At 73.5% G+C, this 23,989-nt stretch carries 23 protein-coding genes; 5 read left to right on the plus strand and 18 right to left on the minus strand.

Annotated elements, in window-relative coordinates; all coding sequences use genetic code 11:
* Genes BLV02_RS00730 through BLV02_RS00745 form a run of 4 tightly spaced genes read right to left on the minus strand, consistent with a single transcriptional unit; the run spans position 1 to position 3,758 of the window.
* Entirely contained in the window at positions 1–1,275 is a 1,275-nt protein-coding gene (locus BLV02_RS00730; RefSeq protein ID WP_069114023.1) for an FAD-dependent oxidoreductase, read from the minus strand.
* Entirely contained in the window at positions 1,272–1,967 is a 696-nt protein-coding gene (locus BLV02_RS00735) for an SDR family NAD(P)-dependent oxidoreductase (RefSeq protein ID WP_074946038.1), read from the minus strand. The genes BLV02_RS00730 and BLV02_RS00735 overlap by 4 nt, the downstream gene beginning before the upstream one ends.
* Positions 1,964–2,731: a sugar isomerase domain-containing protein gene (locus BLV02_RS00740; RefSeq protein ID WP_216094487.1), complete on the minus strand. Its 768-nt coding sequence runs from the start codon at positions 2,729–2,731 to the stop codon at positions 1,964–1,966. The genes BLV02_RS00735 and BLV02_RS00740 overlap by 4 nt, the downstream gene beginning before the upstream one ends.
* Complete coding sequence (locus BLV02_RS00745; protein WP_069114026.1) at positions 2,706–3,758, minus strand: ROK family protein; 1,053 nt, start codon at positions 3,756–3,758, stop codon at positions 2,706–2,708. The genes BLV02_RS00740 and BLV02_RS00745 overlap by 26 nt, the downstream gene beginning before the upstream one ends.
* Before the next feature lie 102 nt (positions 3,759–3,860).
* Here BLV02_RS00745 and BLV02_RS00750 point away from each other — a divergent pair, with 102 nt between their 5' ends.
* Positions 3,861–4,577 carry a GntR family transcriptional regulator gene (locus tag BLV02_RS00750; protein WP_069114027.1) on the plus strand — a complete coding sequence of 239 codons (717 nt, stop codon included), beginning with the start codon at positions 3,861–3,863 and terminating at the stop codon, positions 4,575–4,577.
* 111 nt (positions 4,578–4,688) lie between these two features.
* Here BLV02_RS00750 and BLV02_RS00755 read toward each other — a convergent pair whose 3' ends face one another.
* The 5 genes from BLV02_RS00755 to BLV02_RS00775 form a co-directional block, all read right to left on the minus strand.
* The gene (locus BLV02_RS00755; protein WP_069115473.1) at positions 4,689–5,606 is read right to left on the minus strand and encodes an IS982 family transposase; all 918 of its coding nucleotides are present in this window, start codon (positions 5,604–5,606) and stop codon (positions 4,689–4,691) included.
* Between the two features lie 71 nt (positions 5,607–5,677).
* Positions 5,678–6,622, minus strand: a complete 945-nt coding sequence (locus tag BLV02_RS00760) for a phosphotriesterase family protein (protein WP_216094193.1) — start codon at positions 6,620–6,622, stop codon at positions 5,678–5,680.
* Positions 6,619–8,640, minus strand: coding sequence for an outer membrane protein assembly factor BamB family protein (locus tag BLV02_RS00765; protein WP_074946040.1), 2,022 nt, complete (start codon positions 8,638–8,640; stop codon positions 6,619–6,621). The genes BLV02_RS00760 and BLV02_RS00765 overlap by 4 nt, the downstream gene beginning before the upstream one ends.
* A gap of 20 nt (positions 8,641–8,660) precedes the next feature.
* On the minus strand, positions 8,661–10,733 hold the full coding sequence (locus BLV02_RS00770; protein WP_069111178.1) for a hypothetical protein: 2,073 nt from the start codon (positions 10,731–10,733) through the stop codon (positions 8,661–8,663).
* A gap of 120 nt (positions 10,734–10,853) precedes the next feature.
* Positions 10,854–11,816 (minus strand): ketose-bisphosphate aldolase, encoded by a 963-nt coding sequence (locus BLV02_RS00775; protein WP_069111179.1) that lies wholly within the window; start codon positions 11,814–11,816, stop codon positions 10,854–10,856.
* 59 nt (positions 11,817–11,875) lie between these two features.
* Here BLV02_RS00775 and BLV02_RS00780 point away from each other — a divergent pair, with 59 nt between their 5' ends.
* Positions 11,876–12,913 (plus strand): LacI family DNA-binding transcriptional regulator, encoded by a 1,038-nt coding sequence (locus tag BLV02_RS00780; protein WP_171906726.1) that lies wholly within the window; start codon positions 11,876–11,878, stop codon positions 12,911–12,913.
* A gap of 11 nt (positions 12,914–12,924) precedes the next feature.
* On the opposite strand, the gene BLV02_RS00785 is transcribed toward BLV02_RS00780, so the two are convergent.
* The 7 genes from BLV02_RS00785 to BLV02_RS00815 form a co-directional block, all read right to left on the minus strand.
* Positions 12,925–13,569 carry a class II aldolase/adducin family protein gene (locus tag BLV02_RS00785; RefSeq protein WP_069111181.1) on the minus strand — a complete coding sequence of 215 codons (645 nt, stop codon included), beginning with the start codon at positions 13,567–13,569 and terminating at the stop codon, positions 12,925–12,927.
* Positions 13,566–15,044 (minus strand): FGGY-family carbohydrate kinase, encoded by a 1,479-nt coding sequence (locus BLV02_RS00790; protein WP_069111182.1) that lies wholly within the window; start codon positions 15,042–15,044, stop codon positions 13,566–13,568. Before BLV02_RS00790 ends, BLV02_RS00785 begins: the two co-directional genes overlap by 4 nt.
* Positions 15,041–15,877: a carbohydrate ABC transporter permease gene (locus BLV02_RS00795; protein ID WP_083288577.1), complete on the minus strand. Its 837-nt coding sequence runs from the start codon at positions 15,875–15,877 to the stop codon at positions 15,041–15,043. Before BLV02_RS00795 ends, BLV02_RS00790 begins: the two co-directional genes overlap by 4 nt.
* Entirely contained in the window at positions 15,874–16,836 is a 963-nt protein-coding gene (locus BLV02_RS00800) for a carbohydrate ABC transporter permease (RefSeq protein ID WP_083288578.1), read from the minus strand. Before BLV02_RS00800 ends, BLV02_RS00795 begins: the two co-directional genes overlap by 4 nt.
* The gene (locus tag BLV02_RS00805; RefSeq protein ID WP_069111184.1) at positions 16,836–18,179 is read right to left on the minus strand and encodes an ABC transporter substrate-binding protein; all 1,344 of its coding nucleotides are present in this window, start codon (positions 18,177–18,179) and stop codon (positions 16,836–16,838) included. Before BLV02_RS00805 ends, BLV02_RS00800 begins: the two co-directional genes overlap by 1 nt.
* Positions 18,180–18,593: 414 nt before the next feature.
* Positions 18,594–19,193 (minus strand): TetR/AcrR family transcriptional regulator, encoded by a 600-nt coding sequence (locus BLV02_RS00810; protein WP_069111185.1) that lies wholly within the window; start codon positions 19,191–19,193, stop codon positions 18,594–18,596.
* Positions 19,183–19,506, minus strand: a complete 324-nt coding sequence (locus BLV02_RS00815) for a DMT family transporter (RefSeq protein ID WP_069111186.1) — start codon at positions 19,504–19,506, stop codon at positions 19,183–19,185. The genes BLV02_RS00810 and BLV02_RS00815 overlap by 11 nt, the downstream gene beginning before the upstream one ends.
* A 72-nt stretch (positions 19,507–19,578) precedes the next feature.
* On the opposite strand from BLV02_RS00815, the gene BLV02_RS00820 reads away from it, so the two are divergent.
* From BLV02_RS00820 to BLV02_RS00830, 3 genes are read left to right on the plus strand one after another with little or no spacing between them, the layout of a single operon-like run.
* Positions 19,579–20,025: a hypothetical protein gene (locus BLV02_RS00820; RefSeq protein WP_069111187.1), complete on the plus strand. Its 447-nt coding sequence runs from the start codon at positions 19,579–19,581 to the stop codon at positions 20,023–20,025.
* A gap of 45 nt (positions 20,026–20,070) precedes the next feature.
* Positions 20,071–20,481, plus strand: coding sequence for a YciI family protein (locus BLV02_RS00825; protein ID WP_216094196.1), 411 nt, complete (start codon positions 20,071–20,073; stop codon positions 20,479–20,481).
* A 46-nt stretch (positions 20,482–20,527) separates the two neighbouring features.
* Positions 20,528–21,781 carry an RNA polymerase sigma factor gene (locus tag BLV02_RS00830; RefSeq protein WP_069111188.1) on the plus strand — a complete coding sequence of 418 codons (1,254 nt, stop codon included), beginning with the start codon at positions 20,528–20,530 and terminating at the stop codon, positions 21,779–21,781.
* Here the strand turns inward: BLV02_RS00830 and BLV02_RS00835 are convergent, their stop codons facing one another.
* Positions 21,782–22,708 carry a carbohydrate kinase family protein gene (locus BLV02_RS00835; protein WP_069111189.1) on the minus strand — a complete coding sequence of 309 codons (927 nt, stop codon included), beginning with the start codon at positions 22,706–22,708 and terminating at the stop codon, positions 21,782–21,784.
* Positions 22,705–23,763 (minus strand): LacI family DNA-binding transcriptional regulator, encoded by a 1,059-nt coding sequence (locus tag BLV02_RS00840; protein WP_069111190.1) that lies wholly within the window; start codon positions 23,761–23,763, stop codon positions 22,705–22,707. The genes BLV02_RS00835 and BLV02_RS00840 overlap by 4 nt, the downstream gene beginning before the upstream one ends.
* Positions 23,764–23,989: the final 226 nt, after the last annotated feature.

A 23,989-nucleotide genomic window follows, 5' to 3' on the forward strand; every position in this document is an offset into this window, starting at 1 on the left:
TCAGAGGACGGCGGCGCCGGCCGCCAGCCGGTCCCGCAGGACCGTCGCGTCCAGGTCGCCGACGGCGCCGCCCGGTGCCAGTGCGGCCGCCGTCCCCGCCGCCTGTCCGAGCGCCATGCACTGGGCCATCGACCGCACCGAGGCGTGCGCGTCGTGCGTGGCGGACAGGCAGCGGCCGGCGACGGCCAGGTTGTCCAGCTCTCCAGGCAGCAGGCAGCGGTAGGGCACGCCGTAGCTGCGCCCGGACCGGTGCCCGCCGACGTACTCCCATACCGTGGACGTGCCGCCGTCGTGGTCCTCGACCGGGGCGCCGCAGCGGGCCACGGCGTCCGGGAACTCGCGGGCGCCCAGGACGTCGTCGCGGGTGAGCACGTGCCGCCCGATCAGCCGGCGGGTCTCGCGCACGCCGATGCGCACCGAGGTCGACAGCAGGTAGGCGTCCTCGTACCCCGGCACCTCCTGGGTCAGGAAGCGGACGTACTCGGCCACCTGGGCCCGTCCCTCGGCCTCCGCCGCCGAGAGCTGCCACGGGTCGGTCGGATCCACGCCGCCGACCCGGGTCAGGTTCGTGTGCACGACGCCGGGCAGCACCGTCCGGTGCACCGATCCCTCGCGCCGCGGCAGCCGGTAGCGGCCCGACTCCGCCGCCTTCGCCAGCCGCTCGTGCAGGTCCTTCGTGCTGATGGCGTTCGTGTCGACGCCGCCGAGGCGGAACGTCGCGGTGAGCGGCTGCAGCCTCAGGTCCTTCGCCGGACGCTCGAGCGCGGCGCCGGCCCGCCACGCGACCTCGGCGTCGCCGCTCGCGTCGACCACGGTGTTCGCCCGGACGGTGTGGGTGCCGGCCTTGGTCACCACCGTGAGTTCGGTGATGCGCCTCGCCGTGGTCGTGACGTCGACCAGCACCGTGTGCAGCAGGGTGGCGACGCCGGCGCCGTGCGTCAGGCGGTCCCAGACACGCTTGAGCGCCTCCGGCTCGTACGTGACGCCGGTGCCGGCGCCGTAGCTGTTGGGCCGCTCGAACGCCTGGCCGTCCGCCAGCAGCGCCGCGGCCACCTCCCACCCGATGCCCCCGACCACCCGGGCGCCGTCGCCGCCGGGCGCGTAGAACCCGTAGAACGTGTCGAGGACGCCGGCGCCGGTGCCGCCGAGGAACCCGGCGGCCTCGACCAGCAGCGTCCGCGCGCCGTTCCGCGCCGCCGCGACGGCGGCCGCGCAGCCGGCCGACCCGCCGCCCACCACGACGACGTCGCCGTCCCAGAGCACCGGCGCGGTCATCGCAGGCTCCAGCCACCGTCGGCGGGCAAGACAGCGCCCGTGACCTGCGCTGACGCGGGCGAGAGCAGCCATTCGACCGCCGCGGCGATGGCGTCCGGCGAGCTCGCGCTCCCCCGGCCCAGCGGCATCAGCTCGGGCAGCCGGCCGCTGACCGCGGGGTCGGTCAGCGCGCGGGCCGCCATCGGGGTGTCCACCAGGCCGGGCGCCACCACGTTGACGCGGACGCCGTCGGGGGCGCCCTCGAACGCGGCCGCCCGGGCCAGCGTCTCGACGGCGCTCTTGCTGGTCAGGTAGGCCGCGGTGAGGAAGTCGCGGTCGAGGGTGCGGGCCAGCGCCGACCCGACCACCACGACCGAGCCGCCGCCGTTGCCGCGCAGCACCGGCAGCGCGGCGCGGAGCAGCCAGAACACCGAGTCGAGGTTGACCCGGAGGACCTCGCGCCACGCCTCGTCGGTGCACGCGCTCACCGGGCCGTCGCCGAGCCGCCGCCCGGACCGTCCGACCGCGTGCACGACGCCGTCCAGCCCGCCGAGTGCGTCGGCCGCCGCGGAGACCGCTTTCTCGGCGCCGCCCGGCTGCGCGACGTCGGCGGTGTCACGGTCGACGGCGACGACGTCGTGGCCGCCGGCGGTCAGGGCGGCCGCGCAGGCCGATCCGATCCCGCCGGACCCGCCGCAGACCAGCACCCTCATGGCGTCCCCCGCAGGACCGCGGCGGCGCGGCGCCCGTGGTCGAGGTAAGCGGCGTCGAACCGAGCAGCCGACTCCTCACCACCGACGAGCGCTTTGCTGGTGAGAACCGGCGGCATCGTCCCGGCGGCCGTCAGCAGCTCCGCGACCCGCACCTTGATCTCGTTGACGATCGCGACGGCGGCCAGCGTGCTCCCCGGCCCCACCGGCACGTCCAGCCCGTCGACGGCACACAGGGCGTCGCCGGGCGGGGTGCACAGGTCGATGACGACGTCGGCGTGGTCGGCCAGCCGGGTGCCGGAGCTGTGCCGGGCCGGCGCCGAGCGGGACTCCGCGAGCGCCGTCACGGCGACGACCTTGAGGCCGGACTTGCGGACCTGCTGGGCGATCTCGATCGGGACGGCGTTGAGGCCGCTCGCGCTGAACACGATCATCGCGTCGGTGTCGCGGAGCGTGAAGTTGGCCAGGATCTGCTCGGCGAGGCCCTCGACCCGCTCGATGAACATCGCCTGCCGCTGGCCGTTCGCGCCGACCACCTGGGTGTGGAACGTCATGGACAGTTCGACGATCGGGTGGAAGCCGGGATACGAGCCGTAGCGCGGGAAGAGCTCCTCGACCGGGATGCGCGAGTGACCGGTGCCGAACGTGTGCACCACCCCGCCGCCGCCGATCGAGTCCGCGCAGAAGCGGCTGGCCGTCTCGATGGCCTCACCCTGCGTCCGCGCGATGGTGTCGAGCACCTCATGCGCTCGCCTGATCCAGCTCACGTCCACCTCCGTCCGTCGTCGTCAGTGCTGCCGCAAGTGCCGCGCCGACGGCTCCCGCGTCGGGTCCCAGCCCCGCCGCGACGACGTCGACCATGCCGATGAACTCGCGTCGTCCGGCGAGTGCGGCCTCGATGGGCGGGCGCAGCCGAGGCAGCCCCGCCGCGACCCCGCCGCCGATGACCAGCAGGTCCGCGGGGAGGACGGCGCACAGGCTGGCGATCGTCTCGCCGATGGCCCGGCCCGCCCGCACGACCGCCGCATCGGCCCGCGGGTCGGCGGGCGCCAGGAACACGGCGGCGGCGGTGGCCCGGCCGGCGGCGCGGGCGATCGCGGTGGCGCTCGCATAGGTCTCGAGGCAGCCGCGGTGGCCGCAGCCGCACCGCGGGCCCTCGCGGTCGTAGGTCAGGTGGCCGATCTCGCCCAGCCGGTCGTCCGGGCCGGTCAGCAGCCTGCCGCCACTGACCACGCCGCCGCCGACCCCGGTGCCCAGCGTCAGGAACAGCACGTCGTCGTGGCCGCGGGCCGCGCCGAGTCGCCATTCGGCCAGGCAGAACGCCCGCGCGTCGTTCAACACGGTGACGGGCCGCCCGGTGGCGGCGCGCAGGGTGCCGGCGAGCGGGTAGCCCGGCCAGGCTCCGGCGAGGTTCGGGACGAACAGCACCACCCCGCTCCGCCGGTCCACGTGACCCGGCACGCCGACGCCGATCGCCGCGATCCGCCCGCCGCCGGACTCCGGGTGACGGCCCGCGCCGGCAGCCGTCCGGTCCGCCACGATCGTCCTCGCAGCCACTGTGCCCACGGCGACCGGACGGCCCGAGGACGACCTGGACACACTCGCGCGGTCGGCGGCCGCATCGGCGGCGTCCACCAGCGCGGCCAGGTCGGCGGCGACGGCCACGGGCGAACCGGCGGTCGGGAGCGCGCCGCGGGCGAGGACGCGACCGGCCGGCACGTCACGGCCGGCGGGCACGTCGAGGACGACCCACTTGACCGTGGTGCCGCCGACGTCGATGCCGAGTACCCGCACGCCACTCCACCTTCGGGGGAAATGCAACCTGACTGGCTGTCTAGATAGGCAGAGTATCTATACTGCTAGTGAGTTCGTCAACCACTGACTGACGGGGACCGGATGAAGACGACCACACCGCCCGCGTACGTGATCATCGAGCGCGAGCTGCGCAAGCTGATCGCGAAGGCCCAGCCGGGCGACCCACTGCCGTCCGACGCGGAGTTGTGCCGGCGCTTCGGCGTCAGCCGCATGACCGCGCGCCAGGCCGTCCAGCGCCTCGCCGCCGACGGCCTGCTGTACCGGGTCTCCGGCCGCGGCACGTTCGTCGCGCAGACGCCCGTGCACCGGCGCATCAACACGCTGCTGTCGTTCACCGACGAGATGCGCCGCCGCGGGCTGAAGGCGGGGTCGCGCCTGCTCCAGTCGGGGGTCCGGGCGGGCACCGACCACGAGGTCGTCGCGCTGCAGTTGCCGGTCGGCGGGCTGGTGGTCGCGATCCAGCGGCTCCGGCTGGCCGACGGTGTCCCGATGGCGGTCGAGAACGTCCGGCTGCCGGCCGTCTGCGCGGGCGTCCTCGAGGCGAACCTGGAGGAGACGTCGCTGTTCGTGGCACTGGAGGCGATCGGACGGACGCCCACACGCGCGGTCGGCACGCTGACGGCGGCGGCCGCCGACGTGCAGGAGGCGCAGTGGCTGAACGTGCCCACCGGCGCGCCGCTGCTGATCGAGCAGCGCACCATCCACGACCAGGCCGACCAGCCGCTGGAGTTCACCGAGTCCCGCTATGTCGGCGGCCGCTACCTGTTCGACATCGAGCTGCTCCGCCAGCCCGGCTAGGGGTGCCCGGCCGCGCCACCCCGGCCCTCGGCCCCGGCCCCCGGCCCTCGGCCCCGGCCCCCGGCCCTCGGCCCCGGCCCCCGGCCCCCTAGATGACCGATTCCAAGGTGGTCAGTGGTCGTAGGCCAGGAGGGATCGCTTGGTCGCCTGACCGGTGTGGTCGTTGTGCCAGATTGCCGCGGTGAGGGCCAGGATGCGTTGAGTGACGCGGACCCACACTCCGGCCGGGGTGTGTCCGCCATGCTGTTCGAGATCGAGCTGGCCCTTGAGGGTGTCGTTGATCGACTCGATGACCTGCCGCAACGGTTTGAAGAACTCGGTCCCGGCCCGCTGGGGTTCGCCTTTGCGGGCCGGGCGCAGCAGGTCCACGCCGGCGTCGGTGAGGGTGGTCTCGAACTCGCGGCCGTAGTAGTTCTTGTCCGCGATCACGATCTGCCCGGCCCGCCCGGGACCGGTGAGCTCGGGGTCGGCATCGAGCATCCCGAGCAGCGTCTGGCGTTCGTCGGCCTTCGCGCCGGTCAGGGCGAACCCGACCGGCAGGCCGTGCAGTGTGCACAGCAGGTGCAGCCGCAGTCCCCAGAAGAACCTCGAATGCGAGGCGCAGTAGCCGTACTCGGCCCACCCGGCCAGGTCCGAGCGCCGCGCCGTCTCCCGTGATCGGGCACACTCGACCGGGGTGGAATCGGCCACCCAGACGTCATCGGTCCACATGCTCGTGTCCCGGGCCAGCACCCCGACCAGCTGGGCGATCGTGGCGCCGAGGCGCCGCAGCCGCTTGTTGTAGCCGGGCTGCTGGGGCAGGTATGGGAACAGATGCCGCAGGTGAGCGCGTCCGTAGCGCAGCCAGCGAGCCTCAGAGGTGAACCCCAGCAGGGCCTGCATCACCGCCAGCGTCACCAACTCCGCGTCGCTGATCCTCGGCTCGATCCCGACCCTGGGCCGCCACGGCGCCAGGTGCGGAGAATCGATCAACAGGTCATCGACCGTCACGTACAGTGCAGTCGCGAGGGTGTCCAGGTTTGTTCTCACAAACTGATCTTGGACACCCTCGCCCACGTCACCGGCTCATGACACGCGCGCGACCACTTGGAATAGGTCATCTAGTCGGTCCAGGTCAGGGCGGCAGCGGCGTTCGTGCGCAGGATCGCGTCCACCGCCTCCGTCCCCACCACGGACCGCAGCCGCGGCACGAACGTCTCCCCCAGCACGGCCATCCCCGGTCCGCCGCCGTAGGCACGCAGCTGCGACCGCCGCCCGACGTCGGTGCCGAGCAGCAGGCGGTCGCCGAACCCGGCGGCGACCATCCGCTCGACGAGGTCCAGCAGCACGGAGTCCGGCCGGTACTTGATCCGCCCGACGGTGTCGTAGAGCAGGTACGCGCCGCGCGCGGCCAGCTCGGCGTGCAACCCGGCGTCGGGATTGCGGTCCAGGTGCGCCAGCAGCACCCGCCCGGCCGGGACGCCGTCCGCCGCCAGGAGGTCGAGCAGTTCCGGCCCCATGGTCCCGATCTCGCAGTGGACGGCGACCGGCGCGCCCGTCCGCCGCGCCGCCGACGCGCCGGCGGACAGCCGCACCCGTTCGGCCGGCGACAGGCGCTGGTAGGAGGCGCCGAGCTTGACGATCCCGGCCCGGTGCGACGACGGCGACGGGCGCGGTCCCTGCCAGTCGCGCTCGTCGATGCCGCTGGTCAGATCCGTGACCAGGACCTCCTCCAGCACCTGCGCCGGCTCGCGGTACACCCAGTGGCCGGACGGGTAGTGCGCGTCGCGGTGGTAGCCGGTCGCGGCGACGATGTGCACCCCGGTGGCCCGGCTGACCGACGCCAGCCCGGTGACCGACCGGCCGAGCCCGACCGGCGTCAGATCGACGATCGCGCCGATCCCGGCCGCCTGGACGGTCTCGACCTCGGCGGTCATCGCGTCGACGGCGCCGAAGTCGTCGCCCGGCAGCGCCGGCGAGCGCAGGAACAGGTGCTCGTGCGCGTCGACGGCGCCCAGCCCGGCCGGATCGGCCGGACCGAGCACCGTCATGACGAACCCGCTCACGGCACCAGCCGGTGCAGCACCGCGCCCTTCGACAGGTACAGCGCGCCGTCGTCGCCCAGCACGACGGCCGACACGCCCGACGTCACCGTGGTGACGGCGCCGGTCGACGGGTCCGCGCGCAACAGTTGACCACCCACGACGGCATACACGGTGCCGTCCATCAACACGACGAGACGTTGACCCTCGGACCAGACATGATCAACGTTGATCCAGTCTTCGGCCGGCACCGCGATCTCCCGCACCACCTGCCGCGTCGACGGGTCCAGCTCGAACAGCCGGCCCAGGGTGAGGCCCCACAGCGTCCCGGACGGCGACACCGCCAGCTCCGTGACCGCGGGCAGCCCGGGGTACGGCGTCACCTCCCACAGCTTCGTCCGCGTCACCGGGTCGTACGCGAACACCCGGCCGTCGTCGTCCGGCGGGACGATGCCCAGGCCGGCCCACTTGGACGTGCTCGCGTAGACGACGTCGCCGATCGCGACCGCGGACACGACGCTGCCGGTCCCGGCCACGCCGCGGTCCACCGAGACGGATCCCGTCGCCGGGTCGTAGACGCTGATCGCGCCGGTCAGCTGGCCGTAGTTCGGCACCGTCCCGATGACGACGCGGCCGGCCGCCGACGCCAGCGCCATCGGCCGGTCCTGCCCCTGCGCCGCCAGGTTCGCGACGGGGCCGGGGTTGCTGCCCCACGCGAACGGCTCGGACGGCCGGTAGCGCAGCACCGTCCCCGCCGGGTACGTCCCGAGGTACAGGTCGGAGCCGACCCGCAGCATCTCGTCGGTCTGCCCGACGGTGCCGCGCGGCACCTGCGCCAGCTCACCGGTCGCCGGGTCGTACGACGAGAGCCCGCCGGAGCCGAGCCCGCCGGCCCAGACCCGGCCGTCCGGCCCGACCCCGAGCGAACGGATGTGTACCGGCTCGCCGGTGATCTCCAGCTGGTCGACGCGCGACTGGCCGGTGCGCGGGTTGTGCACCCAGAGCCGGCCGATGTAGTCGGTCATCACCAGCGACTCGCCCGGGTATCCGGGCTCGTCCAGGTCGATCCAGGCGAACCCGCGCGACGTGAACATCGACGGGAACGCCCCGGTCTCGCGGGTCCGTCCGGTCAGCGTGCTGAACGCGTTCAGCCGGCCGTTCGTACCGACGAAGTAGACCTCCTTGCGCATCGGCGCGACGGGTGACACGTCCAGACCGCCGGCCGGCCCGAGCGGCGCCAGCCACGTCCGAGCGCGCAGGTCGTAGCGGAGCATCGTCCGCGACGCCGTCAGGTGCACGTAGGCGATGTCGCTGCGGACGGTGACCTGGTTGACCTCGTGCTCGGCGTCGTAGGGCGGCGGCAGCGCGATGTCGGTGACGGCGCCGGAGCCGATGTCGACGCGGACCAGCCGCGCCTTCTGCGTGCCCAGTCCGGCGTAGACGGCGTCGCCCCAGACGACGACGCTGCGCAGGTACTGGGAGTCGGGCGAGAGGTTGCCGTAGTCGCGGAAGGTCCCGTCGTCCGGGTCGTACGCGAACAGCTGGCCGGTCGGGTAGCCGCCGAAGAACACGGTCCCGTCCGGGTGGATGCCCAGCCCGTACAGGTACGTGACGGCGCTCGACGGGCGGCCGACGTCGGTCAGGGTGTCCGTCGCGTAGTCGTAGGAGTAGAGGCGGCCCTGCTGGAAGGTCGCGATGTACAGGGTGCCGTCGGGCGCGACCGCGAGGTCGCGCGAGCCGATCGCGCCGGGCAGCCGCACCGACCGGATGGATCGGCGTTCGCGCACGTCGATGACGTGCAGGCTGGTGGTGCCGGAGCCGAGCAGCACGGTGTAGATCACCGGCGTGCCGTCGGGCAGTGTGCCGTAGGCGACCTTGTCGATGGCGACGTTGGTGATGGGGGTGCCGACCTCGGTGAGGCCGGCGGCGGGAGCGGCGGGAGCGGCGGGGGCGACCGGAGCGGCCGGGGCGCTCGCCGCGCCGCCGGCCACGAGGGCGACGGCGGCGGCGAACGTCAGGACCCGGCGGGCGAGACGTGGCATGAGCGGGGTTCTCCTCGGACTCAGGTGAAGACGAAGTGCCGGCCCTCGAGCGACTCCGAGACGCCGACCTGGGCGACCACGTCGTTGCTGATGACCGCCTCGGCCGTGGTCTTGACGATGATCTGGGCGTTGCTGGGCAGCGCGGTCGCGCCGGTCGCGACTCCGGCGACGGTGGGCGCGCCGGAGCCGGCGGTGTCGCACTCGAGCAGCTTCACCGTGTAGCGCTGGTTGCCGGGCGATGTCGCGATCAGCACGATCTCGGCCTGCCAGGCGCCCTCGATGCCCGGTGTCAGCGACTTCGTCATGACCGCGACCGGCCCGACGTACACCCGCAGCGTCTTCGGGTTCGCGCTGGGCGCCGTCGTGCCGGTGAACGTGGTGCGGACGGCGGCGCCGGCGGTGTTGAGGTTGTACGGGGGGATCGCGTGGGTGTGCAGGTTGTCCTCGCCGACCGTGATGTTGCCGACGTCGGTCGTGGTGACCAGCGGGCGCAGGTGGTGGCCCTGGTTCTGGTAGAGCGCGACGCCGGTGGCGCCGGTCCGCACGGGCGTGGTGCCGGCCGGCGCGCGGTTGTTGCGGGCGAACCCGGTCGCGGCCGCGTTGAGCAGGTCGATGAAGATCGTCGAGTGCTCGGTGTTCTCGGGGACGAGCACGTTGCCGGGGTCGATCCGCATCACCCGCAGCAGGGTGTTGTCGTAGATCTCGAGGTTGCCGAAGTTGTCGACCCGGGCGCAGCGCCCCTGCAGCGACAGCGCCCCAGGCGTGCGGGTGTAGACCTTGTTGCCAGACAGCTCCAGGAAGTCGCGGGCCAGCGAGCTGCCGCCCTGGAACCACAGCTCCGCCGGGTCCTCGACGGTGTTGCCGACCACGCGGTTGCGCTGACCCTGCACGACGATGGCGCGGGAGAAGCCCTTGACGACGCAGTTGCGCAGCTCGCTCTCGTTCTCCGACGGCGCGGCGTAGAACCCCATCGTCAGCAGGTCCTGCGGGACCTCGGGCGCCTCCGGGTTGGTGCGGATCGCGTGCCTGCGCCCGCCGACGATCGTCGTGTGGTCGACGATCACCTTGCCGAGCGGGCCGATGGTGTGCGAGACGCCGACGACGTACCCCGTCGCGTCGATGAAGCTGCCGGACAGCCGGACGGTGCCGCCCATCGAGCCGGCGAAGTCGACGCAGTTGAGGTTCTGCTCGCCCACGTCGGTGTCCGGGCCGACGGCGACGAAGTCGGGCCCCGGGTAGCAGTGGATGTCGCGCAGGCTCCAGTTGCCGCCCTGGAACTTCATGCACCGGCGGGTCTGCCCGTTGTAGGCGAAGTGGCAGCTCTCGAACGTGCCGTGCATGGTGGGCGTGGCCCGCTGGTCCAGCAGGTGCACGAAGTCGTTGTCCTCGCCCGAGCCGCCCGACGCGGTGACGTTGCGCACCGTCACCCGCTCGCACTCGTAGACGAACAGGTGGTTCACCTTGCCGGCCTGGTTGGCGAAGGTCCCGTCCTTGCGGCCGACGAAGTCGCGCCCCACGTAGCCGTCGACGATCAGCTCGGCGACGCCCTTGGCGGTGACGCCGAACGTGCCCAGCGACGTCGAGTTGCCGGCGAGGTCGAGGAAGCCGAGGTTCGCCAGGCGGGTGTCGTACATGCGCAGCTCGCCGCCGTCGGAGCGCCAGCAGCCCTCGGGGATGTTCTGAGCGTCGACGACCAGCCCGTACAGCCGGGTGTCGCAGTTCGTGGCCTGGAACCACTTCCCGGCCGGGCCGACGGCGTGCAGGCTCGCGTCCGGGACCAGCAGCGTTCCCGGCATGAACCGGACGTTGATCGTCTCGCCGGTGACGGCGACCTGGCCGACCGTGTACGTGCCGGGCGGCACCACGATCTGCCGCCCGTCCGCGGCGGCGACGTCGGCCATGAACGCGCTCGCGTTGGCCGCGCCGGTGCCGGCCGGGCTCATCGTGCTCTCGAACTCCCCGACGGCGAAGACGCTCCTGGGGCTCGGCCGTGCGGCCGCGGCCGCCGGGGCGGTGGCGACCACGCCGGCCGCGGCGCCGGCGGTGGCGGCGCTCGCCGCGGTGACCAGGGCGCGGCGGGTGAAGGTGCTCATCGTGCCTCCCAGTTGTCTAGCGGTATAGACAGATAGACACTTGTGGCGGCACAGTAGCGGCGTGCACGGAGACAGGTCAATGTCCGATTCGTCCCGCGATCCGCCGCGCGCGGGCGCTCCTCAGCGGTAGAGCGGCGCCCGGCCGGCCTGGCCGAACAGCACCATGCGCTCCTCCAGCAGCCGCTGCGCCGACTCGCGGCCGGCGGCGAGGTAGACCGCCGGGTCGACGCAGGCGGGATCGGCGGCGAGCGCCTCGCGGACGCCGGCGGTGTAGGCGAGGTAGTGGTCCATGCCCTGGTTGATCTTGCGGACGCCCAGCTCGATCGCCCGCACCTTCTCCTCGTCCGCCACGCCCCACGACGACGGCACGGTGCCCCCGGCCGCGTTCACCCGGGACCGCAGCGGCGACGGCAGCGACGACGACCCGTGCAGGACGAGGTGGGTGGCGGGGACGACGGCGGCGATGGCGGCGACGAGGTCCAGCCGCAGCATCGGCCCGTCCGGCGGGGCGGAGAACTTGTACGCGCCGTGCGACGTGCCGACGGCGACGGCGAGCGCGTCGACCCCCGTCGCCGCGACGAACGCCGCCGCCTCGGACGGGTCGGCCAGCACGATCTCCGCGCGCGCCGTCCCGTCCTTGGAGCCGCCGATGGTGCCCAGCTCCCCCTCGACGGAGACGCCGCGCGCGTGCGCGTACGCCACCACCTCCCGCGTCACCGCGACGTTCGCGGCGAACGACGCCGGACGGCCGGCCGCGTCCAGCGACCCGTCGATCATCACGCTGGTGAACCCCGCCGAGATCGCCCGCGCGCAGGTCTCGAACGTCGGCCCGTGGTCGAGGTGCAGCGCGACCGGCACCTCCGGGTACTCGTCGATCAGCCGGAGCAGCAGCCCCCAGAACACCGTGTCGGACCCGGACGGGTGCGAGCCGGCCAGGGTCTCGACGATCACCGGCGAGTCGGTCGCGCGGGCCGCGTCCAGCACGGCCTGCGCCATGGTCAGGTCGGCGACGTTGAAGGCGCCCACGCCGAATCCGGCACCGGCGGCGACGTCGAGCAGGGTACGGTTCGTGACGAGCGTCATGGCAGCTCCGGGGACGTGAATCGGGAGAAGACGGGGGCGGTGCAGTGGACGGTCCGCACGTGACGGGAGCCGGCGGGCGCACCCTGCGCCTGGCCGACATCGCGACCCGCGCGGGCGTGTCCGTCAAGACGGTGTCGCGGGTCATCAACGCCGAGCCGCACGTCGCCGCGGCCACCCGGCAGGCGGTCGAGGCCGCCATCGAGGAGCTCGGCGCCGGCGGCGAGGGCCGCCCGCGCGGGCGCAAGCGGCGCACGGGTGTCGTCGGGCTGATCTTCCCGGACGTGCGCAACGACTACTTCGCGGCGGTCAGCCGGGCGTTGCAGGAGCGGCTGGCCACCGTCAGCCCCACGCTGGTGTCCAGCGACTCCGACGACGACCTGCACATCGAGGAGGAGATCCTGCTGGCGTACCGCCGGCTCGAGGTCGACGGCCTGGTGATCTTCCCGACCGGCGCGCCGGGCCTGCCGGACTTCGCCCAGCAGATCCCGACCGTCGTCGTCGACCGCACGGTGCCGTCGGTGCGCGGGCTGGTCGACCACGTGCTGCCCGACAGCCGCCGGGCGGCGGAGTCGCTGACGCTGCACATGATCGAGCAGCACCACGTGCAGCGGGTCTGCCTGGTGGCCGGCAACCTCGGCGTGTCGACGCTGCGCAACCGGCACACCGCGTTCCACCGGGTGGTGGGCCGCACGGGGACGGAGAACCACGTGCTGGCCGGCCTGACGACGGCCGAGGAGGCCGAGACCGCCGCGTACGCGCTGTTCCGGACGCTGGAGCCGCCGTTCGGGGTGCTGTCGACGAACAGCCTGATGTTCTGGGGCGTGCTGTCGGCGGCGGTCCGGCTCGGGCTGAAGATCCCGTCCGACATCGTGCTGACGACGTTCGACCAGATCCCGGGCGTCGGCACCACCGGCATCGTCCCGACCAACGCGGTGGCGCCGGCGACGACGCTGGCGGCGCGGGTGGTGCAGCTGCTCACCGAGCGCATCAACAACCCGGGGCTGCCGCCGCGGCTGCTGGAGATCGACTACGACATCGCCTACGGCACCACCTGCGGCTGTATCCCGCTCGACGCCGCCCGCAACGTGCTCGGCTGACGGCGCCGGCGTCACAGCGTGTGCGTGATGCCGAGCGAGGCGTAGTCGAGGACGATCGGGTCGGACGTGATCGCGCGGGCGTGCGTGAGCACCTTCGCCGCGCTCTCCACCGCGACCGTCGTCTTGAACGCGTCGCGCAGGTTCGGCCCGACGGTGAGCAGCCCGTGGTTGGCCCACACGACGGCGTTGCGGTCCTTCAGGTACTCGGCCATCTGGACGCCGAACTCGGTGGAGTTGCTCAGCGCGAACGGCATGATCGGCACGTCACCCTTGGTGTAGATGACCATGTTCACGAGAGCGCCGCGGATCGGCTCGCCGAGCACGCCGAACACGTTGGCGAAGGTCGGCTCGGTGTGCACGATCGCCTGCACGTCCGGCCGCGCCGCGTACACCGCCAGGTGCACCGTCACCTCCGACGACGGCTGCAGCGGCCCGTCGACGACGTTGGCGTCCTCGTCGACGACGACGAGGTCGTCCGGGCTCATCCGGTCGTACTCGAGGTCGGTCGGGGTGATGAGGAACGTCTCCGTGCCGGGGATGCGGACGCTGATGTTGCCCTGCGTGTTGAAGTTCAGGCCCAGTGCGACCGACTCCAGGCAGTAGGCGAGCACGCTCTCCCGGGCGGCCTGCAGGTCGAAGGTGTCGAGCGTGGTCATGCGGTCTCCTCGAGAGCGGTGAACGAATCGTTGACGGTCCGCAGCAGCGGGTAGAGGCTGCCGAAGGTCTCGCGCTGGCGCGTGTACCAGGCGGTGTGCTCGGGTTCGGGCCGGGCGTCGTGCAGGACGGGGGGCGCGGGCAGTGCGCCGACGCCGTCGTGCACACCGACGCCGACGGCGGCCAGCAGCGCGGCCCCGCGGCTGGACGCCTCCTTCGTGACGGCACGCAGCCGCAGCCCGGCGGCGTCGGCCCGGGCCTGCAGGGCGCTGTGGTTGGCCGACCCGCCGCCGACGGCGTACACGTCCGTGCCGGCGATGCCGCGCTCGGCCAGCGCGGCCCGGATCTTCGCCAGCTCGTACCCGGATGCCTCGACGAACGCCCGCGCGACCTGCGCCGTCGTCGTCTCCAGCGTGAGCCCGAGCAGCGCGCCGCGGGCCTTCGGGTCGTTGTCGAGCGTGCCGGACCCGGCGAGGTACGGCAGGACGAGCAGCGCGGGCGGCGGCGTCGCCGTCAGGTCGAACAGCGACGCCCACGGGTCGACGCGGTCGTGGTGCACGAGCGAGGCGAACCAGTCCAGTGCCCACCCGCCCGCCGCGGTCCCGGCCAGCGTCACCCACAGGTCCGGCCCGACGGGGTACGTCGCCAGGCCGGTGCCCAGCAGCGTCGCCGGCCGCCGCGCCGTCCCGGCGGTGAGGCAGTCGCTGGAGCCGAAGGAGAACACCGACCGCTCCCCCGCCCGCCCACCGCCACCGAGGAACGCGGCGGCCTGGTCGTGCACCCCGGCGACGACCGGAGTGCCCGGACGCAGCCCGGTCGCCGCGGCCGCGTCCGCCGTCACCGCGCCGATCACCGTGCCGGCCGGGACCGGCTCGGACAGCAGCGCCGCCGGGACGTCCAGCGCGCCGAGGATCTCGTCGGACCAGCGCCCGGCGCCCACGTCGTACGCGCCGGTCCGCGCGGCCATCGTCAGGTCGATCGCCGGGGCCGCGCCGAACCAGCCGGCCACGTGGTCGTCGACCGTCCGCACGGCCGCCGGGAGCGCGCCGCCGGGCAGCAGCTCGTGGATCTTGTGCACCGAGAACATCGGGTGCAGCGGCTGGCCGGTGAGCCGCTGGACGTGCTCGTCGCCGAGCGCGGCCGCCAGCTTCTCCGCCGACGCCGCGCCGCGCTGGTCCATGCTCAGCGGCGCCGGCCCGAGCGCGGCGCCGTCCGGCCCGACCGGCACGATCGCCTCGCCGAGCGTCGCGAACGACAGCGCCTCGACCGGGTCCGCGACGACGGCCGGGTCCGCGACGACCTCGCCGACCAGCCGGACCACCGCGGCCCGGACGGCGTCGGCGTCGATCTCCGCGCGGCCGTGCGCCGGGCGGACGACCGCCGTGCGCTGCGAGCGCGCCGCCAGCTCGTGGCCGTCGGCGTCGTACGCCGCGACCCGCGAACCCGTCGTGCCGAGGTCGATGCCCAGGAAGCTCACTTGACCGACCCCGCCAGCCCGTTGACCAGATAGCGCTGCACCGACAGGTACACCACCACGATGGGCACGGAGATCAGCACCAGCACGGCGAACAGCGCGCCCGGCTGGCTCAGGTAGATGCCGCGGTAGGCCAGCGGCACCAGCGTGAGCGGCTTGAGGTCGTTGTCGCCGATCGCGACCAGCGGCAGCAGGAAGTCGTTCCAGCTCATCATCAGCTGCCACACCACGACGACGGCGGCGGCCGCCTTGCCGAGCGGGAAGTAGATGCGCCAGAAGATCGTCCATGTCGACGAGCCGTCCACCAGCGCCGCCTCGTACGTCTCGTCCGGGATGGCGAGGTAGGTGGTGCGGATCATGATGACGGCGAACGGCAGCCCCAGCGCGGTGTAGGCGAGCACGAGGCCGAGCAGGTTGTCGTACAGGCCGAGCCCCTGCAGGATCTTGAACATCGCCGTCACGACGCCGGCCATCGGCAGCACCAGCGCCAGGATCAGGCCGACGAACACCACGCCCTTGAACGGCACCCGCAGCCGGGCCAGCGCGAACGCCGTCATCGACCCCAGCAGCAGCACCAGCACGATCGACGGCACCGACACCAGCAGGCTGTTCACCAGGTGCCGGCCGATCGGGTTGGTCTCGAAGATCGTCACGTAGTTGCGCAGCGTCGGCTCCTCGGGCACCAGCCCGAGCCCCGTCGTCGACGGGTTCGACGTCGGCAGCAGCGAGATGCCGATGACCATGACGACCGGGATCATCCACAGCACCACGAGCGGGCCGAGCACCCAGTGCGCCCAGCGCGGCGGCGCGTCCACGTCACGTATGCGGCGCCTCATGAGCGGTCTCCCGTGATGAAGCCGGAGCCGAACGTGCGCAGCATCGCCAGCGACGAGCCGACCGCGACGACCAGCAGGACGACCGCGATGGTGGCGCCGTAGCCGAACGACTGCAGCTGGAACGCCTGCTTGAACAGGTACGTCGGCATCAGCTCGGACGCGTGGTTCGGGCCGCCCTCGGTGAGCACCCACACCAGCTCGAAGGTCTTCAGCGAGCCGATGATGCCGAGCAACAGCAGCGCCAGGTGCGTCGGCTTGAGCAGCGGCAGCACGATGCGGCGGATCAGCTGCCAGCCGGTCGCGCCGTCGATGCGGGCCGCCTCGACGACGCTGTGGTCGACCAACTGCAGCCCGGCGAGGTAGAAGAGCATCGAGAACCCCGTCCACATCCAGACGTTCACCACGATCACCGCGAAGATCGCCGTCGACGGGTCCGACAGGTACGACCGTGTCAGCAGGTCGATCCCGGTGGCGCGGCCGAGTTGCGCGAGCACGCCGTTGAACGGGTCCAGCAGCCGCTGCCACACGATGCCGACGACCACCGGCGACAGCACCGCCGGCAGGAAGAACAGCGTCCGGTACACCGTCCGGCCGCGCAGCCGGGTGTTCAGCAGCCAGGCCAGCGCGAAGCCGAGCACGGCCTGCGGGACGATCGTCAGCACGATCCAGAACGCCGAGTTCCGCAGCGTCGTGTGGAACGTCGGGTCGGCGAACAGGTCGCGGTAGTTGGCCAGGCCCACCGGGGTGCCGGTGCTGACGCCGTCCCAGTCGAGCAGGCTGGACTGGACGTTGAAGGCGATCGGGTACACCACGAACACGGCGAACAGCACGACCGCCGGCGCGATGAAGCCCAGCGCCACCAGGCGTTCGCGGGTGAGCCGGCCGGCCGGGTGGCGCCGGCCGGCCCCGGCGACCCGGGGGGTTCGGGTCGCCGGGACGTGGGACGTCGACGCGGCCATCAGCCCTGCTGGTCCTGCACGGCCTGCACCGACTCGGCGGCCTGCTGCGGGGTCAGCTGACCGGCGGCGACGCCGGCGAGCGCGTCGGCGACGGCGGTGTCGATCTCCGGGCTCTCGAAGTACCGCGACCACTGCACGTTCGGCATCCAGTCCTGGGTGAGCTGGTTCCAGATCTGCTCCTGCTTGTCGCTGGTGAACTCCTCCGGGTCCAGTCCGGTCACCGCGGGCAGGTCGTTGAACGTGTTGATCAGCACCTGGCCGCCGTCGCCGGCGATCCAGTCGGTGAGCACCTCGCAGGCGAGGTCCGGGTTGGCCGCGTCGGCGGAGATGCCCAGCGCGACGTCGATGCCGCCGACCAGCTGCGACTCCGGTGCGCCGCCGGGCAGCGTCGGGAACAGGAACGGCTCGTAGCCGGACATGCCCTCGGACAGCGGCGCGATCTCCGTCTTCGACGGGTCGGACTGCTGGATCCACCAGGCGCCGAGCGGGATCATCGCCGCGTTGCCGGCCTCGAACTGGTTGACGCCGTTGGGGTACGAGTCGAGCGCGAGCGCGCCGTCCTGCGCGATGCCCTCGGTGAACAGCTTGCCCCAGTAGTCGAACGCCTCGACGATGCGCGCGTCCGTCCACGCGACCTCGCCGTTCTCGGCCTGGTAGACGCGGCCCGGCTCGAGGTTGTTGGCGATCTGCAGGAACACGACGTTGCGCAGCCAGGCGTCCTTCGCCGGCAGCAGGAACGGCGCCGCCTCGCCGGCGTCACCGAGGGTCGCGACGGCCGCCTTCAGGTCGTCCCACGTCGCCGGCGGCTCGACCCCGGCAGCGTCGAGCAGCTCCGAGTTCGCCCACAGGTTCACCGTCTGCACCAGCAGCGGCAGCGCGTAGTAGTGCTCGTCGCCGTCGGGGTTGCCCATGCGGGCCTGCTCGAGGCCGACCGGGTGGAACCTGCTCTCCCAGTCGTCGCCCCAGGTGTCGGCCGCGCACTGCTCCAGCGGCATCAGCTTCTCGCGGTACTGCTGCGTCAGCGCGCCCGGCTGCAACCCGACGATGTCCGGCATCGTCCCCGACGACGCCCGCGTCTGCAGGTCGACGATGTACTCCGGGTAGTTGAAGATCGTCGAGTCGATGGTGACGTCCGGGTTCGCCTCGGTGAAGGTGTCGATCATCTGCCGCGTCGTCTGCTCGATCGGGCTCCAGGAGCGGAACGACACCGTCTGCGCGTCGCCGCCGCCGTCGGCGGACTCCTCGGGGTCGGCGCTGCCGGCGCAGGCCACCAGGGTGGCGCCCACGCAGAGCGCGATGCCGGCCTGGATGCCGCGGCGGCCTGCTCTCGGACGGCCTGCCATGGGTGGGAGCGTCATTGCTTCCGTCCTCTCTGTGGGTCGGCTGCTGTGCTGCGAGGGCTGGCTGCTGCGGGCTGCCTGTCGTGGGCGGACCGGGGCTGGCCGCCAGTAGAGGCCGGGCCGCTGACCAGTGTCAACGCCGCGCCTCGCCGCTCGGGGCGGCGTCCTCATCGATGTCGGCCGATGCGGCTCCGGGCCGGGCGGACAGCGACTGTCCGCTGTCGCCGGGCTCGTTGTCCGGTCTCTGACAACGCGGCGGCCCGTGTCTGACACGCCCGGCCCGTCGTCCAGCGGCGGCACCGCTGCGCCGGGGCGGCGGCGGGTCGCTGACACCGGGCGTGCGGGTCGCTGTCCGAGACCACCTCTCGTCCACCGTCGCACCGCCGGCCGGTCCGGAACGGCCCGGTTACAGTTTCGTTAACGTGACCCGGCTCTCACCATGCGAGACGTTCTGCCCGGCAGCAGAATCCGCTCGAACAGCCGCGCCAGCCGGTCGGCGTCGAGCGGGGCGTCCGTGAGCAGCGCCAGCAGGCCGGCGCCGTCGAGGGTGGCGACGAAGGCGTCGACGGCGGCCGGGTCGTCGGTGTAGCGGCGGGCCAGCCGCGCCGTCCACGCGGGCCAGGCCAGCGCCGCCTCGCGCAAGGCCGGCCGGCGGGCGGCGTGGAGGAGCAGTTCGTACGAGCCGAGCCACGCCTCGCGGTCGGCGTTGAACGACGCGGCGAAGTAGTGGGCCAGCCCGGCCGGGGTGGAGGTGGCGGGCAGCGACTCGGCCAGCTCGTGGGCGAACTCCTCGGTGCACTCGACCAACGCGGCCACCAGCAGCTCCTCGATGGTGGCGAAATGGTAGGTGGCCAGCGACTTCGATACGCCCGCCTCGGCCGCGACGGCGCGATGGGTCACGCCCTGCGGGCCGTCGCGGCTGACGACGCGCATGGCGGCGTCGAGGAGTCGCCGCCGGGTCTGGGCTCCGCGCGTGCGCCGGCCGTCCGCCGCCGCACGCGCGGGGTCAGTGGGCACCGCCCAGCTCCAGCGCCAGGACCCCGCCGATGATCAGCGCGATGCCGCCCACCTGCACCGTCGTCAACGACTCGCCGAGGAATGCCGCCCCGATCAGCGCCAGCAGCGCCACTCCGGCCGCCGCCCACACGCCGTACGCGATGCCGACGCGCATGCCGCGGTCGAGCGCGAACGACAGCATGGCGAACGCCGTGAGATAGCCGACCACCAGCACGATGCTCGGCACCAGCTTGGTGAACCCTTCCGACGCCCGCAGCGCGAGCGTCGCCGTCACCTCCGCCACGATGGCGATCGCCAGGAACACCCAGGTCATACCCACGTCCTCACTCAAAAAACTTCCTGGACTTTTGTCCAAGAACCAACATAGCGCACTACACTCGTCGGCATGGCGCTCCGGACGCCCGCCGCCGTCGTCGCGGTCGTGCTGGTCGCCGGCTGCACCGGCGCCGATCCGGACGAGCCCGGCGCCACGCCGACGGCTGCCACCTCCGACTCCGCCGAGCTGTCCGAACCGGTCGCCGTGCGCGGCGTGATCACCCGCGCCGACGGCACGCCGGTCGCGGACGCGCTGGTCCAGCTGGTCGCCGAGCCGGCGGACGGGCCGACGGCCACCGGCGGGCCGGTCGCCGCGGCCCGGACCGGTGCGGACGGGGCGTACGAGCTGCGCATCGCGGCCGACCTGCGGGCGGCGCTGCCGGTGGACGACGCCGGGCTGGTCCGGTTCGCCGTCGTCGTCGACTCGCCGGACGGCATCGCCCGGACGTCCTGGACCGGGCCGGGCGCGCTGACCCACCCGCACACCGCCGACCTCGAGGTCCATCCGGCCGGCTGACCGGTGTCGGGAACGGCGCCGCCCGTTCGACGACAGCACAAGAGCATGACGACGAAGGGAGTCACGATGCGCTTCATGTCGCTCATCCGGTCCGAGGAGCCCAACCCGGCGGGCCCGCCGCCGCCGGAGCTGTTCGAAGCGGTCGGCGAGCTCGCGCAGGACCTGAGCGTGTCCGGCGCGCTGGTCGACATGGGCGGGCTGCTGCCCAGCTCGGCCGGCGCCATCGTGTCGTTGGTCGACGGCCGCATCAGCGCGGTCGACGGGCCGTTCACCGAGGCCAAGGAGCTGATCGGCGGGTACGCGGTGCTCGAGGTGCGGTCCCGCGAGGAGGCGGTCGAGCTGAGTCGGCGGCTGCTGCGGGCGCACCAGCGGCACTGGCCCGGCTGGCAGGGATCATGCGAGCTGCGCCAGATCGAGGACGCCGACCACCCGCATCCGGACCTCCCGCGGGCGTAGCACCCGCGAGGTTGCCCGCCGTCGCCGCCGGTGGTCTCATCGACGGGTGAGCGACGAGACCACCCGGGCCGCCGTCGAGGCCGTCTGGCGGCTGGAGTCGACGCGGCTGGTGGCGGGGCTGGTGCGGATCGTCCGCGACGTCGGGCTGGCGGAGGATCTCGCGCAGGACGCGCTGGTCGCGGCGCTGGACTCGTGGCCGCGGTCGGGCATCCCGGACCGGCCGGCGGCCTGGCTGATGACGATCGCCAAGCGCCGCGCCGTCGACCTCTACCGGCGGCACGAGCGCCGCGACGTCCTCTATGCGGCGATCGCCCGCGACCGCGGCGCGGACGTCGTCGAGCCCGACTTCGCGGCCGCCGTCGACCACGTCGAGGACGACGTGCTGCGGCTGATGTTCGTCTGCTGCCACCCGTCGCTGACCCCCGAGGCGCAGACGACGCTGACGCTCAAGCTGGTCGGCGGGCTGAGCAGCCGCGAGATCGCCCGCGCCTACCTGACGTCGGAGGCGACCATCACGCAGCGGGTCGGCCGGGCCAAGCGGACGCTCACCGAGGCCGGCGCCGCCCTGGACGAGCCGGCCGGCGCCGACCGCGCGGCGCGGCTCACCACCGTCCTCGGCGTGGTGTACCTGCTGTTCAACGAGGGGTACTCGGCCACGGAGGGCGGCGACTGGACCCGGCCCGACCTGTGCGCCGAGGCGGTCCGGCTGGGCCGCATCATGGCGACGCTGGTGCCGGACGATCCCGAGGTGCACGGCCTGTCCGCGCTGATGGAGCTGCAGTCGTCGCGGCTGCGCGCCCGGGTCGGGCCCGACGGCGAGCCGGTGCTGCTGCGCGACCAGGACCGCGGCCGCTGGGACCACGTCCGCATCGGCCGCGGCCTCGCCGCCCTGGACCGGTCGGCGGCGCTGGCCCAGCAGCCCGGGCCGTACGCGCTGCAGGCCGAGATCGCCGCCTGCCACGCCCGCGCCGCCCGCGCCGAGGACACCGACTGGGCCGCCATCGCCGCGCTGTACGAGCGGCTCGGCCGGGTCAGCGGCACCGCCGTCGTCGAGCTGAACCGCGCCGTCGCCCTGAGCATGGCGTACGGGCCGCAGGCGGGACTGGAGCTGCTCGACCAGATCGCCGGCGCCCCGGCGCTGCGCGGCTACCACCTGCTGCCGAGCGTCCGCGGCGACCTGCTGGAACGCCTCGGCCGGCCCGAGGAGGCGCGCGCGGAGTTCGAGCGGGCGGCCGAGCTGACCCGCAACGACCGCGAGCGCCGGCTGCTGCTCGACCGCGCCCGCCGGCTCGCGCCCTGATCAGGCCGGGCTGACGGCGTCCAGCTCCGCGCGCGTGGGCGGGTTGGCGCCGGCCCGGGAGACGGTGACGGCGGCGGCGAGCGTGGCCCGGCGCACCACGCGTTCGACGACGGCGGCGGGAACGGCGCGCAGCAGCGGCCGGGCGGCGCCGCCGAGCAGGCCCTCGTCCCAGAGGCCGTCGAGCAGGCCGGCGGTGAACGAGTCGCCGGCGCCGACGGTGTCCGCGACGGTGACCGAGGCCGCGGGCACGTGCACCTCTCCCCCGGCGGTGACGGCGACCGCGCCGTCGCCGCCCAGCGTGACGACGACGAGCGCCGGGCCGAGCCGCAGCCAGTCGCGGGCGACGTCGATCGCGGCGCGGCCGGGCGCGAGGTACGCGGTGTCCTGGTCGCTGGCCTTGACGACGTCGCTGCCGGCCACCAGGCGCTCGACCCGGTCGCGCAGGTCGCCGGCGCCGCCCATGAGGTCCGGCCGGATGTTCGGGTCGTAGCTGACGGTGCTGCCCGCCCGCACGTCGCGGGCCAGCCGCTCGACCGCCGCCGCGCCGGGCTGGACCGTCGTCGCCAGCGAGCCGGTGTGCAGCACCAGCGGCGGCTCCGCGACGGCGACCGGCCCGAGGTCCCAGGTCAGCTCGAACCGGTACTCCGCCGACCCGTCGGCGCCCAGGCGGGCGACGGCCGACGACGTCCGCGCGGCGGCGCCCTGGGTGCGGACCTCGACGCCGGCCGAGGCGAGGTGCGCGCGGATGGCGGCGCCGTCGGCGTCGTCGCCCAGCTCGGTGACCAGCGCCGTCCGCCGGCCCAGCCGCCCGAGCCCGTACGCCACGTTCGCCGGGCTGCCGCCGGGGTGCCGGGCCTCGGTGCCGTCGCGCTCGACGATGACGTCGGTCAGCGCCTCGCCGACGACGACCGCCAGGCCCGCCGTCACCGGGCCTCCGGCGCGATCTCGCCCGACCCGCGCGGCACCGTCGTCGTCGGCAACAGCAGCCGCCGCGACCGGCCGCGGTCGCCGTCGAGCCGCTGGAACAGCAGTTCGGCGGCGGCCCGGCCCATGGCTGCGGGATCCTGCGCGATGACGCTGACCCGCGGCTGGAGGAGGTCGGCCAGCGGGAAGTCGTCGAAGCCGATGAGGGCGACGCGGTGTTCCAGCCCGAGCTCCTGCAGGGCCGTGATGGCGCCGATGGTGACGAGGTTCTGGCTGGCGAACAGCGCGGTCGGGGCGTCGTCGCCCGGACGGCGCAGCAGCGCGGTTGTCGCGCGCGCGGCGTCGTCGACGGTGTGGAGGTCGTGGACGACGTGCGCGGGGGCGGACGCCAGCCCGCGCTCGAGCAGCGCCCGCTGGTAGCCGGCGAAGCGCTGCTGGGCGGTCGGGATGAGCTCGAGGTCGCCGAGGTAGGCGATGCGGCGGTGACCGGCGTCGGCCAGGTGGTGCACGGCGTCGCGGGCGCCGGCCTCGTTGTCGGAGAGGACGCAGTCGGCGAGCAGGCCCTGCGGCTGGCGGTCGACGAACACCAGCGGGGTGCCGGCCTCCATCTCCGCGCGCAGGTAGCCCTGGTCCTCGCCGACCGGCGCGATGATGAGGCCGTCGACACGGCGCTCGGTGAACGCGCGGACGAGGGCCCGCTCGCGCTGCTGGTCCTCGTCGACGCTGCCGGCGAGGATGAGCACCCGGCGCTCGTTGGCGACGTCCTCGACGGCGCGCAGCAGCACGCTGGAGAACGGGTTCGCGAGGTCTTCGAGCACGGTGCCGATGGCCGCGGTGCGCCCGCTGGACCGGCGCAGCGCGCTGGCCGACACGTTCGGCCGGTAGTCGAGCCGGCTGACGGCCAGCCGGACGGCGTCGACCTTCTGCGGCGTGACCCCGGACTCGCCGTTGACCACCCGCGAGACCGTCTTCATGCTGACACCGGCCATGGCGGCGACGTCGCGCAGCGTGGCACGCGGCCGGTACGGCGTGGTCGCCGGATCGGCGTGTTCGGTCATGGACCCCTCCGATCGAGAACAGTACCGGCCGGCCCCGGCGGAACCCGCGCCGCAACCCTCCTTTGACAACATTGTCAGACCGATTCGCCGGCCCGCATCATCGCCCCGTAACACCGCAGAAAGCAAGTATTGACACGCCCGGCACGAACCTCCACACTCCCCTGACAAGGTTGTCAGAGCGCATCCACGACGATCACTGGCAAGGGAGCTGGGACGTATGCGCAGG

Origin of the sequence: Jiangella alba, from assembly GCF_900106035.1 — a bacterium.
Lineage (GTDB): Bacteria > Actinomycetota > Actinomycetes > Jiangellales > Jiangellaceae > Jiangella > Jiangella alba.

Coding starts and splice junctions, on each gene's coding strand:
- BLV02_RS00840 (WP_069111190.1), bottom strand. CDS start 23,763: ATGACCGAACACGCCGATCCGGCGACCACGCCGTACCGGCCGCGTGCC.
- BLV02_RS00825 (WP_216094196.1), top strand. CDS start 20,071: ATGACGACGAAGGGAGTCACGATGCGCTTCATGTCGCTCATCCGGTCC.
- BLV02_RS00775 (WP_069111179.1), bottom strand. CDS start 11,816: ATGACGCTCGTCACGAACCGTACCCTGCTCGACGTCGCCGCCGGTGCC.
- BLV02_RS00735 (WP_074946038.1), bottom strand. CDS start 1,967: ATGAGGGTGCTGGTCTGCGGCGGGTCCGGCGGGATCGGATCGGCCTGC.
- BLV02_RS00815 (WP_069111186.1), bottom strand. CDS start 19,506: ATGACCTGGGTGTTCCTGGCGATCGCCATCGTGGCGGAGGTGACGGCG.
- BLV02_RS00770 (WP_069111178.1), bottom strand. CDS start 10,733: ATGAGCACCTTCACCCGCCGCGCCCTGGTCACCGCGGCGAGCGCCGCC.
- BLV02_RS00730 (WP_069114023.1), bottom strand. CDS start 1,275: ATGACCGCGCCGGTGCTCTGGGACGGCGACGTCGTCGTGGTGGGCGGC.
- BLV02_RS00765 (WP_074946040.1), bottom strand. CDS start 8,640: ATGCCACGTCTCGCCCGCCGGGTCCTGACGTTCGCCGCCGCCGTCGCC.
- BLV02_RS00820 (WP_069111187.1), top strand. CDS start 19,579: ATGGCGCTCCGGACGCCCGCCGCCGTCGTCGCGGTCGTGCTGGTCGCC.
- BLV02_RS00795 (WP_083288577.1), bottom strand. CDS start 15,877: ATGAGGCGCCGCATACGTGACGTGGACGCGCCGCCGCGCTGGGCGCAC.
- BLV02_RS00785 (WP_069111181.1), bottom strand. CDS start 13,569: ATGACCACGCTCGACACCTTCGACCTGCAGGCCGCCCGGGAGAGCGTG.
- BLV02_RS00750 (WP_069114027.1), top strand. CDS start 3,861: ATGAAGACGACCACACCGCCCGCGTACGTGATCATCGAGCGCGAGCTG.
- BLV02_RS00805 (WP_069111184.1), bottom strand. CDS start 18,179: ATGGCAGGCCGTCCGAGAGCAGGCCGCCGCGGCATCCAGGCCGGCATC.
- BLV02_RS00800 (WP_083288578.1), bottom strand. CDS start 16,836: ATGGCCGCGTCGACGTCCCACGTCCCGGCGACCCGAACCCCCCGGGTC.